This window comes from Bacillus sp. FSL K6-2944 (assembly GCF_038005385.1).
Taxonomy (GTDB): Bacteria; Bacillota; Bacilli; order Bacillales; family Bacillaceae_G; genus Bacillus_A; species Bacillus_A cereus.
Genome location: NZ_JBBOTE010000013.1, coordinates 1 through 15,325 on the forward strand (window position 1 = coordinate 1; position 15,325 = coordinate 15,325).

Genomic DNA, 15,325 nt, shown 5'->3' on the forward strand with positions numbered 1-15,325 from the left:
AACAACTACATCTTGCTTTTTATTTGTCATATTTGATATATTAGTCTCAGACAATTGTATATTGACTACGCAAAAGGGTACACAAAACCCTTTGAAAAAGACTTGCTCCTTTCTAAGTAATTTTATTGTTTTAGTGTCGTTACTAAAAATAATAAAATTACCCACCTGAAAAAGCAAGTCTTTTTTTTGTATAAACCCTACAACGACAAGGCATAAAGACATACAAGAGCACCGATTTCGTCACCGAAATAGTTACCCTTGTATTAAAATCGAAATTTTAGCCCAAAAAACCGGCTAAAATTTGCTCTCAAAAACGACCAAAAACCGGTCGAAAAACAACCCCAAAAATCGGAGTTTTTTTAGCCCCTTTTTCTAAACCCAAATTCCACATCCAGACCTCGCACATATTTCAAATAATTTTTCAAAGAGGGAACACTATGTAAACTTTCTATGTTCGAAATCGTAGTAACAGATAATCCACTTCTTTCTGCCAACTCACTTTGCGTTAACTCTTTTTCGATTCGATAACGCACCAACGTCCCAATGACTCTTGCATACGCCACTTCAAATTCATCTTCACTTCCCCCTAATGCAATCAGTTTCATCCATGTGTCACGTCGAAATCTCGAACTTCCCTTCTCCATTCGTTTCTCTCTCCTTTTTTCAAGACTTACAAACAAAACTTACAACAAAACCTCGGACTTTGTCCGAACCTACAAGGGAACTCGTCCCCTTGACCCCTTTATAAAAACTTCTAATCCCCCAACCCCCTTTTAGCAAAAAGGGGACTCCCTCGCCGGTAGGCACCCCCAAAACGGTTGTTTTGGAGGGAACACGAGGATACTGGGCTTGTGGAGTGGTCAATTCCTTATGCTCACCTCCGGTTCCGCTACCATTTGACCACAGATAAACAGTATCACTACTCAGGGGATAACCATCCCGTTGCAAGCACTTCTCCCCTTTATCAGTTGACATCTACACGCAGCTAAAAACGACAAATTCACTTTAAGGCGTCTGAGGTTCGTTTTAACGGCTTGTTTTATCTAAACGTCTATTTGCACCGAAATGTTTTTAAAACATCTTGTGCGGGGTTATTAGTTCCTTAAAAAGGATGATAGAACAGCTTGTTAGTGTAATCATGGTTCCCTATGTAATTTTCTTGTGATATACTCACTTATGCCATATCTTGTCACTCACTCGCTATGGCATCAAACTAAAGGTGATCGTTCAAGTCGATTATTTTTCTGAAAGTGTTCGAATGTTTTTGATTAGGAGGGCAAACCATTCTCATCGTCACAACAAGCACAAACACCTGATACTGACATGCAACAACATGCCGATATCAGGTGTTTGCTTTTTAACGCCTCGTATTAGCCTTGTAAAACAAAAGAATACCTTTTGACATTTTTGTATGCATGAACTTCTAAAAACGTTACACGAGCTTGTTAGGTGCCTTAAAACGAATATTAATAAGGTTAAATCCATTTTGGTATCCCTCGCCACATCGTACACCTACATAACCGAAAACATAATACAACATCATTCCCTGCTTTCTAACAAGCCTCCCTATGCCTCGTCAAAAAGAAAAACCCTATTTACCACGCTTCGCTCTATCTCCCAAAACTTTGCTATCTTTTTTTAAATCTCCCCGAGATTTATTCACACTTGTATTTTAAACTTTTAAAACTTTTAAAACTTTTAAAACACCCTTGAGGAATCATTTAAATATCCCGTAACACACATTTCTTTTGGTGCGTATAACTGGGTCACTTCGTGATTAGTCCTGTACCCAAACACGAAGAATCGAGCAAAGCGACAACCACTTTTTTTAACGAGGGAATGAAATCCCAAGAATAAAAAATGGTAAAGATACTAGGAATTTTCCTAGCAAGTCAAAAACAACGTTTTTGGGGTTTACCCGGGTAAACCCGTAGCTTGCCATTTGCCCCTTCCAACAGGGCCGTTAGCATCCTAATCCAATCCGTTATCTAAAGAAAAAAGAAAACAATATTCAGCAAGTGCGCATCTATACACCTAACAGGTGACTATGCGAATTCGCTACTACCCTATCAAAAAGAATCACAACAGTGCGCACTTACACAAACTCAAAAAGTTTGTCCGTTCCCCTCCCAAAACATCGACATGTTTTGTTCCCCGCGGGGCTTTTTTTCTTTCAAAATAACTTTAACGTTTTTTCACTAGCTGCTGAAAATTTTCAATCAAGTTTTATCAAACAATAAACAAACCTCAAAAACAGAACACCACACAATTTCGTCAGAAAAAAGGAGAGAAGAGCATAAGGAGTTTTTGTTCCCACCAAGGATGTGAAGCTAGGCAAAGCCTAGTGAAATCTTGGGTACAAAAGAATTCTCGAAAAGTCGACTCAAGGTACACTCATTTTTATCAAAGGTTGACTCAAGGTTTAGTCAAGGTACACACAAAATCATCTGAGGTTCACTCGAGGTCGACTCAAGTTTTTTCAAAAAATCATTTTTTTCATACAATAAACGAATAAAAAAAGAACTACACCATGAATAATTTTTTTCCTAAAACAAAATGTTTTTTTAAATTCCCTTTCCCGTTTTGATTCTTTTTTGGTATACTTTTCTCAAACATTTCGTAATTAATTCTCTATTATCTACCCAAAAAAGAGCATTCTCAAAAAGGAGAATGCTCTTTTTTCATTTACCTATATATTTGCAAAGCACGACTTACATTCACTTTCCCATTTCCATATTCAAGTGGATTCCCTAAAGGCTTTGCCGATTTCTTTAATAACTCTCTTACTTGTTGGTTAGACATCATTCTATCATTTTCTAATAACAAAGATGCTACACCCACTACATGGGCCGCTGCCATTGAAGTTCCACTATCTAACCTGTAATCACCGTTATTCCATGTACTCCATATATCAACGCCTGGAGCCATTACTTCTAACTGTTCCCCTTTACTAGATAAGAACCCACGTTGATTCTTATTATCCAACGCTCCAACCGCCATTACAGCATCAAATTTAGCTGGATAGGTAATCGAATTCCCTTCTTTATATCCTTCATTCCCTGCGGATGCAACAAGTAAAATCCCTTTTTCATACGCTTTATTCATAGCTTCTTCAAAAAATACAGATTCCTTTTTTCCACCTAGACTCATTAAAATAATATTCGCCTTATGTTCAATCGCCCAATCAATTCCCTTTACAACCGTACTGTATTTTCCGTTTGCATATTTGTCTAATACTTTTACTGCATATAAATCCGTATCAGGTGCAACCCCTGTCATACCCATATTATTTTTTTGTGCCCCAATAATCCCTGCTAAATGTGTTCCATGCCCATTATCATCATCAAAATCTGAAACATTCTCAACAAATGAAATACCCTCTTTTATTTTTACATCTGGATGCTCTCTATCAATCCCAGTATCTAAAATCGCAACAGAAGTTCCTTTTCCCGTTAAGGGAGACACTCCTTTTTCTTTCGTATGTAACACATTAGACATCCCATTCTGTAAAGAATCTACTGTTCCATTTACTTTGACATTCCCATCTTCTTCTACTTCCACAATTTCCGCATACTGTTTCAAATGATCCGTGGGATCATAAGAAAATTCCGCTTTTACAATGGGTAAATGGGAATACACTTCTTTTACTTCTCCACCTTGTTTTTCAATCAAACTCTTATCAATATTATCTTGAAAGATAATTAAATACTCATCTTTCTTTACTAACTCACTCGCAAAAGACGTTACACTTCCACCACATACTCCAAATAACAATAGAACTATCATCATCCATTTTCTCATTCGTTTATTCTCCCCATTACACAGAAAAAACAAGGCGCTTTAAGCACCTTGTCTTTTACTGTATTGTTCTAATAAAAATTCGCAAGCACCATCTGATTCTCTTTGCTTATTAATTGCCATTAATAAGTATTTTGGCTCTATTGGAATATTAATTGCTTTTAAATATGTTTCATACTCTTCAATAGTTGGCTTTATACTACAATCATAAATCGCTTGCAAATTAATAGAATCAAAAAAAACTTTTTCAAAATCGAATGTGCTTTCGTTAGATAACCTTGTATTAAATAAAGAGATAATATTCAAAATCGCTTTCTCATCTTTTCTTTCTAAATCATAATTAATTATTTGATGATAAAAAAAGAATCTATCAGGATTCTCATGTAAGAGCATAGTTAACATTAATTCTTTATGATATTTTAACTTAGAAATTTCCTGTTCAACATTCATATTTAAACACCCACCATTCAGGAATTATAAAACAAGACCAGTAATTACACTTGCAATGACTCTAGCTGACCCACCAGGAATACCACATTGACCAATCATATAATCAATTAATCTATTTTCAATATGATCCTCAAATTCATCTAATGCATTAGCAATACTTTTCGCATGCTGATTCAAATATTTTGCTTCTTTAGTTCCAGCACCCAACCATTTAGTAGCCTTATGTAATGCATCTCCACCATTTCTTAAACCCCAAACAACAGCTGATTTTTTCCACCCTTGAGCTGATACCTCACCGTCTTCATCTAATGAAACGGTTTGATTAGAGTTTAAGTTAGTAACGTTATAATTTGTTTGTGGGAAATTCACCACATTATTTTTTACGGATGTTTCTGTTTCAGCTGCAAAAGAAGGTAAAGGCGCAACTGTTAAAAGTGCTGCAAATGCCATTGTTGCTGGAATGATTTTCTTAAATTTAGATTTAATATGTAACATATATAATTCCTCCAAAAACTTTTATTTTTTATACCTTAACAACCTTATATCTCGATAAAAAAATAAACAAGTCTGGTTATTCAAACCAAAATTAGGTATATTTAAAAAGTAGAATTGGTTTTGTTAACCAAATAAAAGAAATTATCAACATAATTAATAGTTAATAAAATGAATTATGTTCTTTCAAATCAAAAAAAGCATCCATCTCTTACAAATGGATGCTTCCTCATTATCAATTTTCCACTTCCATGTCTTCTTGTAAACTACCGTTATATTGCAACTTTTCTTCTTCTGTTAACTCCACACAATCCTGATGAAACCTCAACAAATTAGGATTCCATTTTGCAATAATTTTATAAAAATACTCGTTTTCATCTTTACTCTTATACTTGTCCAATTCACCATTTTCATATTTCAAAGCATATTCTTTAAACATACCGCTATACACAATCAGTTGACGCCCTTTTAATCCTGAATAAAACACATCAAACACATCTTGACTACTTGCCATTTCGTAATCTTTCGCCGAATATTTCGCAACCTCCGCAACCGCATTCCCTTCTCTAATTAACTCGACCTTTTGAATATGTACTTGTGTTATCTCTATTAGATCCGTAGATTCTCTCCACATCGAAAGCCACTCATTCTGCTTAATATATAATTCTTTTTTCTTAAAATAACTTTTATCAACACAAAGTAACACATGAAAATGCGGATTATAATCATCACGCTCTTTGTTATACGTCATTTCTAATTTTCGGATATACCCTTTGATAGATTTCTTCACCTTCGCTCTATCAAATAACTTTTTAAAAGCCTTATTAAACCTATCAATCTCACTTTTAACAAATTCATCCTTAATATTTGGAGTCGTCAATGTAAGAAACAAAAACACTTTCTTTTCCTCAACTTTGATGGCTTCCATCATCGTTGAAATTTTCAGCGCATCCTTACAAGCTTTTCTCCAAGCACAAATCGGACAAAATCGATTTTTACAAGGATTTGAAGCGATTAATTTGTTTTTCTCTTTATCACGAGTTGAAATGAATTGATTGAACGTACTACAATCCTTAAACAATTCACGCCCACCTTCACTCAATTTATCCTCAATAAATCCATAAATTTTTAAATTCTGCTTTTTCTTCGGTTGATACTTTCCAACAATTACGTCTTGCTTTTTATTTGTCATATTTGCTATATTAGTCCCAGACATGTGTATAGTGAACCTCAATTCACCATACAAAAGGGTGCCAAAAACCCTTTGCAAAAGACTTGCTCCTTTCATGGAAATTTATTGTTTTGAACTCGACACTTAAAACAATAAATCTACCCACCCGAAAAAGCAAGTCTTTTTTGTTTAAAACCTTACAACCGCAAGGATAAAAACATACATAGGTAACTATTTCCTTGCGGAAATAGTTACCTATGTATCAAGATAGAAAATTTAGCCCAAAAAACGGCTAAATTTTGCTCTAAAAAACGACCAAAAACCGGTCGAAAAAACCTCAAAAAAAACAGAGCCTTTTAACCCCATTTTTTTAGTCACTTTTCTAAACCCAAATTCCACATCAAAATCAAACACACATTTCAAATTCAAAAAATATACTCACTACCCCACTTTTTTTTATTCACTTACACTCATATCTAATCTATCTAAAAATACATTTTTTTGTTTTAAGGTGCCTACCGGCTGTTTTAAGAGATTTTATAAAACTGACGTCTTTTTGTATTATATAACTTCTATCTACACTTATTCGAGTTGTTAGATACCTTAAAACGAACGTTAGGGCGCCTAATCGCTTGGGAACTATTTTCTGCTTTTTTTCAAACGATGTGATAGAATGTCTTTTGTACCGTAACTTGCTACTCACTCGTTATGGCACAAAAGACAAAAGGTGATCGTTCAAGTCGATTCTTTTTCTGAAAGTGTTCAATTGTTTTTGATTCAGAAGGCAAATCATCCACATCGTCACAACAAGTACAAAACACCTGATATTGGCATGTAACAACATGTCGATATCAGGTGTTTGCTTTTCAACGTTCCATGTCATACCCACGATTTTTACTCACTGCCCTCTTATTTTCACGTTCATGCTCACGTTCAAATTGATTGTCTACCCCCTTCATATCCAATTCATTCTTAATAAGCCCTCTAAACGCCTTAAATTGCTCTTTAAAGACTTTTTTCGTATTTTCGTATAAAACCCTTATATTCGTCTGCAAATCTCTTATATGAGCCTTTAAATAGTGTATATCGCCCTTTAACGAACCGATTTCAAGCGTAGCTGACACCAATTCCTTTTTTAACTGTTCATTTTCTTTCGTTTTTTGATAAACTTCTTCACGAAAATTTTCATTTTCCTGAACGAGATCTGTTGTCTGCAAACGCTCATAATCTTTTTTACAGTGACAGCTGCACTTACCAAATCTTCCAGGTAAGTAATTTGTTTTGGTGTATAAACATAATTCCCTGTTTCTTTTTCAATAATTTCTGGTTTCCCAATAAATTTTGGCTTTACCTCGGTCTTAATCTCTTTCTTTTTGCTTCTTAGATTCATTTTCTTTTCAGGAACATGCTCACTGACTTTTACAAGTTCCTCTTCTTTTTCGCCATTTCTTTTTCTAGCCATTGAATTTCTCTTCTAAATCTTTTTTCTTTTGTACTCATTCACATCTTTATACTCATTTGTACCAACTAATTTTCGTTCAATACCATGCTCTTGTAATATTTTTTCTAACGACCGAACCTCTTTTTCTCGCCAATCATCAAAGGGACGCGTTTTATCTAGTTTTACATCTTGTTGCATAATAGCTCGATCAAACGATACTTGCTTTTGAGCCCTCGTTTATAGCCACTCGCCACAGGCACAAAATTTACATGCATATGAGGACTTGCCTCATCATTGTGAATCACCGCATTATACACTTTCAAATTAGGATTTCTCTTTTCAAAACCCTTGAACCACTCCAATAAAATTTCATTCGCTTTTTCATAATCAGTACGATAATTAAAATCTTTCATGTCACCAACTTGCACAATCATTTCTTGCTGCAATGAAGTTTTTTTACTAGATTGAATGTGTTTGTAATAATCATCAATTTTTCGATCATTTCGTTTTTGTTTGGCATTATATTTCTCCAACACTTCTCCAAATTCTTCTTGGTACAATTCCTTTATATCTTTCTGGACAAGATATTTATTTTCATGAGAACGGGATTGATTAATATGCGAATTTCGCTCCTTTTCCTTCTCGTTCATCACCCTATTGTTGTGTTTAATATTCGTTTTATTCGTTGCCTTTTTGAGAGAAACCGACATGCTCATACCCACTCAACTCCTTATTACCACTATACCAGAAGCTTTGTTACTTTAGCAAAGTAACCTTTTCTGTATTTTGACACTACGCATCAAAACGAAAAAAGGCTCTGCGAGGCTCTTTGGCTTCGCCAAGTTGCGCCACAGCGCAACAAAGACCTTGGGGTTTCGCCCCCAAACGTCGACCAAGGGATGCCTCTTGGATTGCCATACAAACATCCACCCACCAACCTCCCAATCCTGGGAGGCTCCCTCGCCGGTAGGCGTTCCCCAAACAAATTGTTTGGGGGGAACTGCCAAGAGGGTGAAACATCCGACGCACGTGTCCACTCCTTATCCTCCCGCTCCCTTTCGGGTTCGGTCCGGTACCGTTGACACTTATCTCTAAATCTTTCCCTACTCCAGTAATCGTTTTGCGACCGCAATCAATCGCATATTAAACTCTCTATCTAGCGTAATAAAATCTTTCTTCCCTTGTGTCCGTTCAAGCAATTCTTGTAACACCAATTTATCCTCTTCTTCTACACTGTCCTTTTCAACAATTATGGGAATCTCTTTAGGTGGTCTAATCCGAACACCTAATGCCGTCATTCTGACATAATTGGAAACGCTTGTACTGTTCATTTTAGCTAACACCTCTAAACGTCCTTTTTCTTCTTCAGAAACATATAATTTAATTTGTTCTTTCACCATTCTTAGAATCTCCTTAAGGTATATTTTCACCCCTTTATTATATCCCTTTAAAGCCCCCTTTTCTATTTTAAATATACAGTCCTTTTTTCACCCTTTTAAATCCACCCTGATATAACCCTTAAAATATACAAAAGAGAACCAACTCTTACAGTTGGCTCTCTTTTATTTTTGGTTCATTATTTGCAAAGCATGACTTATATCCACTTTCCCATTTCCATATTCAAGTGGATTTCCTAAAGGCGTTGCCGATTTCTTTAATAACGCTCTTAATTTTTGGTTAGACATCATTCTATCATTTTCTAATAACAAAGATGCTACACCCACTACATGGGCCGCTGCCATTGAAGTTCCACTATCTAGCTTATAATCACCGTTATTCCATGTACTCCATATATCAACGCCTGGAGCCATTAATTCTAACTGTTCCCCTTTACTAGATAAGAACCCCCGTTGATTTTTATTATCCAACGCTCCAACCGCCATTACAGAATCAAATTTAGCTGGATAGGTAATCGAATTCTCTTCTTTATATCCTTCATTCCCTGCGGATGCAACAAGTAAGATCCCTTTCTCATACGCCTTATTCATCGCTTTCTCAAAAAATACAGATTCCTTTTTTCCACCTAGACTCATTAAAATAATATTTGCCTTATGTTCAATCGCCCAATCTATTCCCTTTACAACCGTACTGTATTTTCCATTGGCGTATTTATCTAACACTTTTACTGCATATAAATCCGTATCGGGTGCAATCCCTGTCATACCCATATTATTTTTTTGCGCCCCAATAATCCCTGCTAAATGTGTTCCATGCCCATTATCATCATCAAAATCTGAAACATTCTCAACAAATGAAATCCCATCTTTTATCTTTACATCTGGATGCTCTCGATCAATCCCAGTATCTAAAATCGCAACAGAAGTTCCTTTTCCCGTTAAGGGAGACACTCCTTTTTCTTTCGTATGTAACACATTAGACATCCCATTATGTAAAGAATCTTCTGTTCCATTTGCTTTTACATTTCCATCTTCTTCTATTCCCACAACTTCAGAGTATTGTTTCAAATTATCACTTGGATCATAAGAAAATTCCGCTTTTACAATTGGTAAATTGGAATACACTTCTTTTACTACTCCGCCTTGTTTTTCAATTAAACTCTTATCAACATTATCTTGAAACAGAATTAAATACTCATCTTTCTTTACTAACTCACTCGCAAAAGACGTTACATTTCCACCACATGCTCCAAATAACAATACAACTACCATCATCCATTTTCTCATCCGTTTATTCTCCCCATTACACAGAAAAACAAGACGATTTAAACGTCTTGTTTTTCTGAATCTGCAATTAAATATTCGCAAAGTTCTACATATATTTTTTGTTGCTTAGTACGTTTTAATAAACTTAAAGGATTTACTTCTTTTGGTAAAACCTTTGAAATTAAAGTTTCAAACTCTTTAAAAGAAGGTTTATTATCTAAAAATAGACTTTCTAAATCCGGAATATCAAGATGGGAGTATTTTGAGATCATAGAATCTTTATGGGCATCCATATACTTATCACTATCATGCGTTTTTTCTGTACTTCTTACAGAGAAAGCCGTTAATACATTAATAAAAAATGTATGTTGTTCCCTACTAATATCATAATCTAGTATATAATCATACAAAGGATTAGCATCCATATCTACCATCTTGTGTAAAATTTCAATCTTATATTTTAAAAACTCATATTCATTTTCTCCCAATTCTAACTACCTCCACTTATTATAAAATAACAAATAAAATCCCCTCAGCTACTACATCTGCTGTAGAAGCTGAAATGCCACATTCATCAATTAAATAGTTTTTCAAACCTCTTTTAGCTACATTCTCTGTATACTCTAAATAATGAGCAATTGATAAACGGTTTTCTTTTACTGCATTTTTATAAGATGCTTTCCCAAGATATCCAAGAAGACTTTCTAAAGCTTCTCCTCCCCATTTCAATCCATAAATTAAGCCTTGTTTTTTCCAACCTTGAGCTGTCACTTCACCATCATCATCTAAAGAAACTGATTGATTTAAGTCAGTCGCTTGAACATTTGTTTGTGGGAAATTCACCACATTATTTTTTACAGGTGTTTCTATTTCAGCTGCAAAAGAAGATAAAGGCGCAACTGTTAAAAGTGCTGCAAATGCCATTGTTACTGGAATAATTCTCTTAAGTTTAGATTTAATATGTAACATGTATAATTCCTCCAAAAACTTTTATTTTTTTACACCTTAACAACTCTATATCTCAATGGAAGAATAAACAAGTCTGGTTATTCAAACCAAAATTAGATATATTTAAAAAGTAACATTGGTTTTGTTAACCAAATAAAAGAAATCATCAATGAAATTAATAGTTAATAAAATGAATTATGTTCTTTCAAACAAAAGAAGTATCCATTCTTAACAAATGGATACTTCCTTATTATCAATTTTCCACTTCCATATCCTCTTGTAAACTACCGTTATATTGCAACTTTTCCTCTTCTGTTAACTCTACACAATCCTGATGAAATTTCAGCAAATCAGGATTCCATTTTGCAATAATTTTATAAAAATACTCACTCTTATCTTTACTCTTATACTTATCCAATTCACCATTTTCATATTTTGAAGCGTACTTTTTAAGCATACCGCTATACACAATCAGTTGACGCCCTTTTAAACCCGAATAAAACACATCAAACACGTCTTGACTCGTTGACAACTCATAATCTTTTGCCGAATACTTCGCAACCTCCGCAACTGCATTTCCCTCTTTAATTAATTCCACTTTCTGAATATGTACTTGTGTTATTCCTGGTAGATCCGTAGCTTCTTGCCACATCAAAAGCCACTCTTTTTGCTTGATATACAATTCTTTTTTCTTAAAATAACTCTTATCTACACAAAGCAACACATGAAAGTGCGGATTATAATCATCACGCTCTTTATTATAAGTCATCTCTAATTTTCTAATATAACCTTTAATAGACCTTGCTACATTTCGTCTTTTAAATAGTTTATTAAAAGCCTTATTAAATCTATCAATTTCACTTTTTACTGCATCACCTTTAACATTCGGCGTAGTCAAAGTAAGAAATAAAAACTCTTTCTTTTCCTCAAGTTTAATAACTTCCATCATCGTAGCTATCTTCATCGCATCTTTACATGCCTTTCTCCAAGCGCAAAGTGGACAAAAGCGATTTTTACAATCATTTCCCTTTGTTCGTTTCATTTTCTCTTTATCTCTCGTAGCAATAAATTGATTAAATGTCCCACACTCTTTAAACAATTCACGCCCACCTTCACTTAATCGTTTCTCAATAAATTCATAGATTTTTAAATTCTGTTTTTTCTTCGGTTGGTATTTACCAACAATTACGTCTTGCTTTTTATTTGTCATATTTGCTATATTAGTCCCAGACATGTGTATAGTGAACCTCAATTCACCATACAAAAGGGTGCCAAAAACCCTTTGCAAAAGACTTGCTCCTTTCATGGAAATTTATTGTTTTGAACTCGACACTTAAAACAATAAATCTACCCACCCGAAAAAGCAAGTCTTTTTTGTTTAAAACCTTACAACCGCAAGGATAAAAACATACATAGGTAACTATTTCCTTGCGGAAATAGTTACCTATGTATCAAGATAGAAAATTTAGCCCAAAAAAACGGCTAAATTTTGCTCTAAAAAACGACCAAAAACCGGTCGAAAAAACCTCAAAAAAAACAGAGCCTTTTAACCCCATTTTTTTAGTCACTTTTCTAAACCCAAATTCCACATCAAAATCAAACACACATTTCAAATTCAAAAAATATACTCACTACCCCACTTTTTTTTATTCACTTACACTCATATCTAATCTATCTAAAAATACATTTTTTTGTTTTAAGGTGCCTACCGGCTGTTTTAAGAGATTTTATAAAACTGACGTCTTTTTGTATTATATAACTTCTATCTACACTTATTCGAGTTGTTAGATACCTTAAAACGAACGTTAGGGCGCCTAATCGCTTGGGAACTATTTTCTGCTTTTTTTCAAACGATGTGATAGAATGTCTTTTGTACCGTAACTTGCTACTCACTCGTTATGGCACAAAAGACAAAAGGTGATCGTTCAAGTCGATTCTTTTTCTGAAAGTGTTCAATTGTTTTTGATTCAGAAGGCAAATCATCCACATCGTCACAACAAGTACAAAACACCTGATATTGGCATGTAACAACATGTCGATATCAGGTGTTTGCTTTTCAACGTTCCATGTCATACCCACGATTTTTACTCACTGCCCTCTTATTTTCACGTTCATGCTCACGTTCAAATTGATTGTCTACCCCCTTCATATCCAATTCATTCTTAATAAGCCCTCTAAACGCCTTAAATTGCTCTTTAAAGACTTTTTTCGTATTTTCGTATAAAACCCTTATATTCGTCTGCAAATCTCTTATATGAGCCTTTAAATAGTGTATATCGCCCTTTAACGAACCGATTTCAAGCGTAGCTGACACCAATTCCTTTTTTAACTGTTCATTTTCTTTCGTTTTTTGATAAACTTCTTCACGAAAATTTTCATTTTCCTGAACGAGATCTGTTGTCTGCAAACGCTCATAATCTTTTTTTACAGTGACAGCTGCACTTACCAAATCTTCCAGGTAAGTAATTTGTTTTGGTGTATAAACATAATTCCCTGTTTCTTTTTCAATAATTTCTGGTTTCCCAATAAATTTTGGCTTTACCTCGGTCTTAATCTCTTTCTTTTTGCTTCTTAGATTCATTTTCTTTTCAGGAACATGCTCACTGACTTTTACAAGTTCCTCTTTCTTTTTCGCCATTTCTTTTTCTAGCCATTGAATTTCTCTTTCTAAATCTTTTTTCTCTTTGTACTCATTCACATCTTTATACTCATTTGTACCAACTAATTTTCGTTCAATACCATGCTCTTGTAATATTTTTTCTAACGACCGAACCTCTTTTTCTCGCCAATCATCAAAGGGACGCGTTTTATCTAGTTTTACATCTTGTTGCATAATAGCTCGATCAAACGATACTTGCTTTTCGAGCCCTCGTTTATAGCCACTCGCCACAGGCACAAAATTTACATGCATATGAGGACTTGCCTCATCATTGTGAATCACCGCATTATACACTTTCAAATTAGGATTTCTCTTTTCAAAACCCTTGAACCACTCCAATAAAATTTCATTCGCTTTTTCATAATCAGTACGATAATTAAAATCTTTCATGTCACCAACTTGCACAATCATTTCTTGCTGCAATGAAGTTTTTTTACTAGATTGAATGTGTTTGTAATAATCATCAATTTTTCGATCATTTCGTTTTTGTTTGGCATTATATTTCTCCAACACTTCTCCAAATTCTTCTTGGTACAATTCCTTTATATCTTTCTGGACAAGATATTTATTTTCATGAGAACGGGATTGATTAATATGCGAATTTCGCTCCTTTTCCTTCTCGTTCATCACCCTATTGTTGTGTTTAATATTCGTTTTATTCGTTGCCTTTTTGAGAGAAACCGACATGCTCATACCCACTCAACTCCTTATTACCACTATACCAGAAGCTTTGTTACTTTAGCAAAGTAACCTTTTCTGTATTTTGACACTACGCATCAAAACGAAAAGGCTCTGCGAGGCTCTTTGGCTTCGCCAAGTTACGCCACAGCGCAACAAAGACCTTGGGGTTTCGCCCCCAAACGTCGACCAAGGGATGCCTCTTGGATTGCCATACAAACATCCACCCACCAACCTCCCAATCCTGGGAGGCTCCCTCGCCGGTAGGCGTTCCCCAAACAAATTGTTTGGGGGAACTGCCAAGAGGGTGAAACATCCGACGCACGTGTCCACTCCTTATCCTCCCGCTCCCTTTCGGGTTCGGTCCGGTACCGTTGACACTTATCTCTAAATCTTTCCCTACTCCAGTAATCGTTTTGCGACCGCAATCAATCGCATATTAAACTCTCTATCTAGCGTAATAAAATCTTTCTTCCCTTGTGTCCGTTCAAGCAATTCTTGTAACACCAATTTATCCTCTTCTTCTACACTGTCCTTTTCAACAATTATGGGAATCTCTTTAGGTGGTCTAATCCGAACACCTAATGCCGTCATTCTGACATAATTGGAAACGCTTGTACTGTTCATTTTAGCTAACACCTCTAAACGTCCTTTTTCTTCTTCAGAAACATATAATTTAATTTGTTCTTTCACCATTCTTAGAATCTCCTTAAGGTATATTTTCACCCCTTTATTATATCCCTTTAAAGCCCCCTTTTCTATTTTAAATATACAGTCCTTTTTTCACCCTTTTAAATCCACCCTGATATAACCCTAAAAATATACAAAAAGAGAACCAACTCTTACAGTTGGCTCTCTTTTATTTTTGGTTCATTATTTGCAAAGCATGACTTATATCCACTTTCCCATTTCCATATTCAAGTGGATTTCCTAAAGGCGTTGCCGATTTCTTTAATAACGCTCTTAATTTTTGGTTAGACATCATTCTATCATTTTCTAATAACAAAGATGCTACACCCACTACA

Annotated in this window: 13 protein-coding genes and 1 pseudogene; all 14 read right to left on the reverse strand. The window is 34.9% G+C overall.

All coding sequences use genetic code 11. The features are described from left to right. Positions 1-222 (reverse strand): hypothetical protein (locus tag MHH55_RS35800; protein WP_340882851.1); only part of this gene is annotated, 222 nt, incomplete at its 3' end. Between the two features lie 137 nt (positions 223-359). Then, entirely contained in the window at positions 360-644 is a 285-nt protein-coding gene (locus tag MHH55_RS35805; RefSeq protein ID WP_078187941.1) for a helix-turn-helix domain-containing protein, read from the reverse strand. A gap of 2,041 nt (positions 645-2,685) precedes the next feature. Beyond that, the gene (locus MHH55_RS35810; protein ID WP_340882852.1) at positions 2,686-3,801 is read right to left on the reverse strand and encodes a S8 family peptidase; all 1,116 of its coding nucleotides are present in this window, start codon (positions 3,799-3,801) and stop codon (positions 2,686-2,688) included. A gap of 39 nt (positions 3,802-3,840) precedes the next feature. Beyond that, positions 3,841-4,248 carry a DUF1878 family protein gene (locus MHH55_RS35815; protein WP_078187945.1) on the reverse strand — a complete coding sequence of 136 codons (408 nt, stop codon included), beginning with the start codon at positions 4,246-4,248 and terminating at the stop codon, positions 3,841-3,843. Between the two features lie 24 nt (positions 4,249-4,272). Next, positions 4,273-4,743 carry a hypothetical protein gene (locus MHH55_RS35820; RefSeq protein WP_078187943.1) on the reverse strand — a complete coding sequence of 157 codons (471 nt, stop codon included), beginning with the start codon at positions 4,741-4,743 and terminating at the stop codon, positions 4,273-4,275. 232 nt (positions 4,744-4,975) lie between these two features. Continuing rightward, complete coding sequence (locus tag MHH55_RS35825; protein ID WP_340882855.1) at positions 4,976-5,932, reverse strand: protein rep; 957 nt, start codon at positions 5,930-5,932, stop codon at positions 4,976-4,978. Positions 5,933-6,777: 845 nt separating this feature from the next. Beyond that, positions 6,778-8,068, reverse strand: a pseudogene (locus MHH55_RS35830) (plasmid recombination protein). A gap of 387 nt (positions 8,069-8,455) precedes the next feature. Next, positions 8,456-8,752, reverse strand: coding sequence for a plasmid mobilization protein (locus MHH55_RS35835; RefSeq protein WP_078187884.1), 297 nt, complete (start codon positions 8,750-8,752; stop codon positions 8,456-8,458). Between the two features lie 162 nt (positions 8,753-8,914). After that, entirely contained in the window at positions 8,915-10,036 is a 1,122-nt protein-coding gene (locus MHH55_RS35840; protein WP_078187886.1) for a S8 family peptidase, read from the reverse strand. 38 nt (positions 10,037-10,074) lie between these two features. Next, a complete protein-coding gene (locus MHH55_RS35845) occupies positions 10,075-10,503 on the reverse strand; it encodes a hypothetical protein (protein WP_078187887.1) in 429 nt (142 codons plus the stop codon). Between the two features lie 19 nt (positions 10,504-10,522). After that, positions 10,523-10,984 (reverse strand): hypothetical protein, encoded by a 462-nt coding sequence (locus MHH55_RS35850; RefSeq protein ID WP_078187889.1) that lies wholly within the window; start codon positions 10,982-10,984, stop codon positions 10,523-10,525. Between the two features lie 232 nt (positions 10,985-11,216). Continuing rightward, positions 11,217-12,173, reverse strand: coding sequence for a protein rep (locus MHH55_RS35855; protein WP_078187893.1), 957 nt, complete (start codon positions 12,171-12,173; stop codon positions 11,217-11,219). Positions 12,174-13,019: 846 nt separating this feature from the next. After that, positions 13,020-14,315 (reverse strand): plasmid recombination protein, encoded by a 1,296-nt coding sequence (locus MHH55_RS35860; protein ID WP_078187891.1) that lies wholly within the window; start codon positions 14,313-14,315, stop codon positions 13,020-13,022. Between the two features lie 384 nt (positions 14,316-14,699). Next, the gene (locus tag MHH55_RS35865) at positions 14,700-14,996 is read right to left on the reverse strand and encodes a plasmid mobilization protein (protein ID WP_078187884.1); all 297 of its coding nucleotides are present in this window, start codon (positions 14,994-14,996) and stop codon (positions 14,700-14,702) included. Positions 14,997-15,325 lie beyond the last annotated feature (329 nt).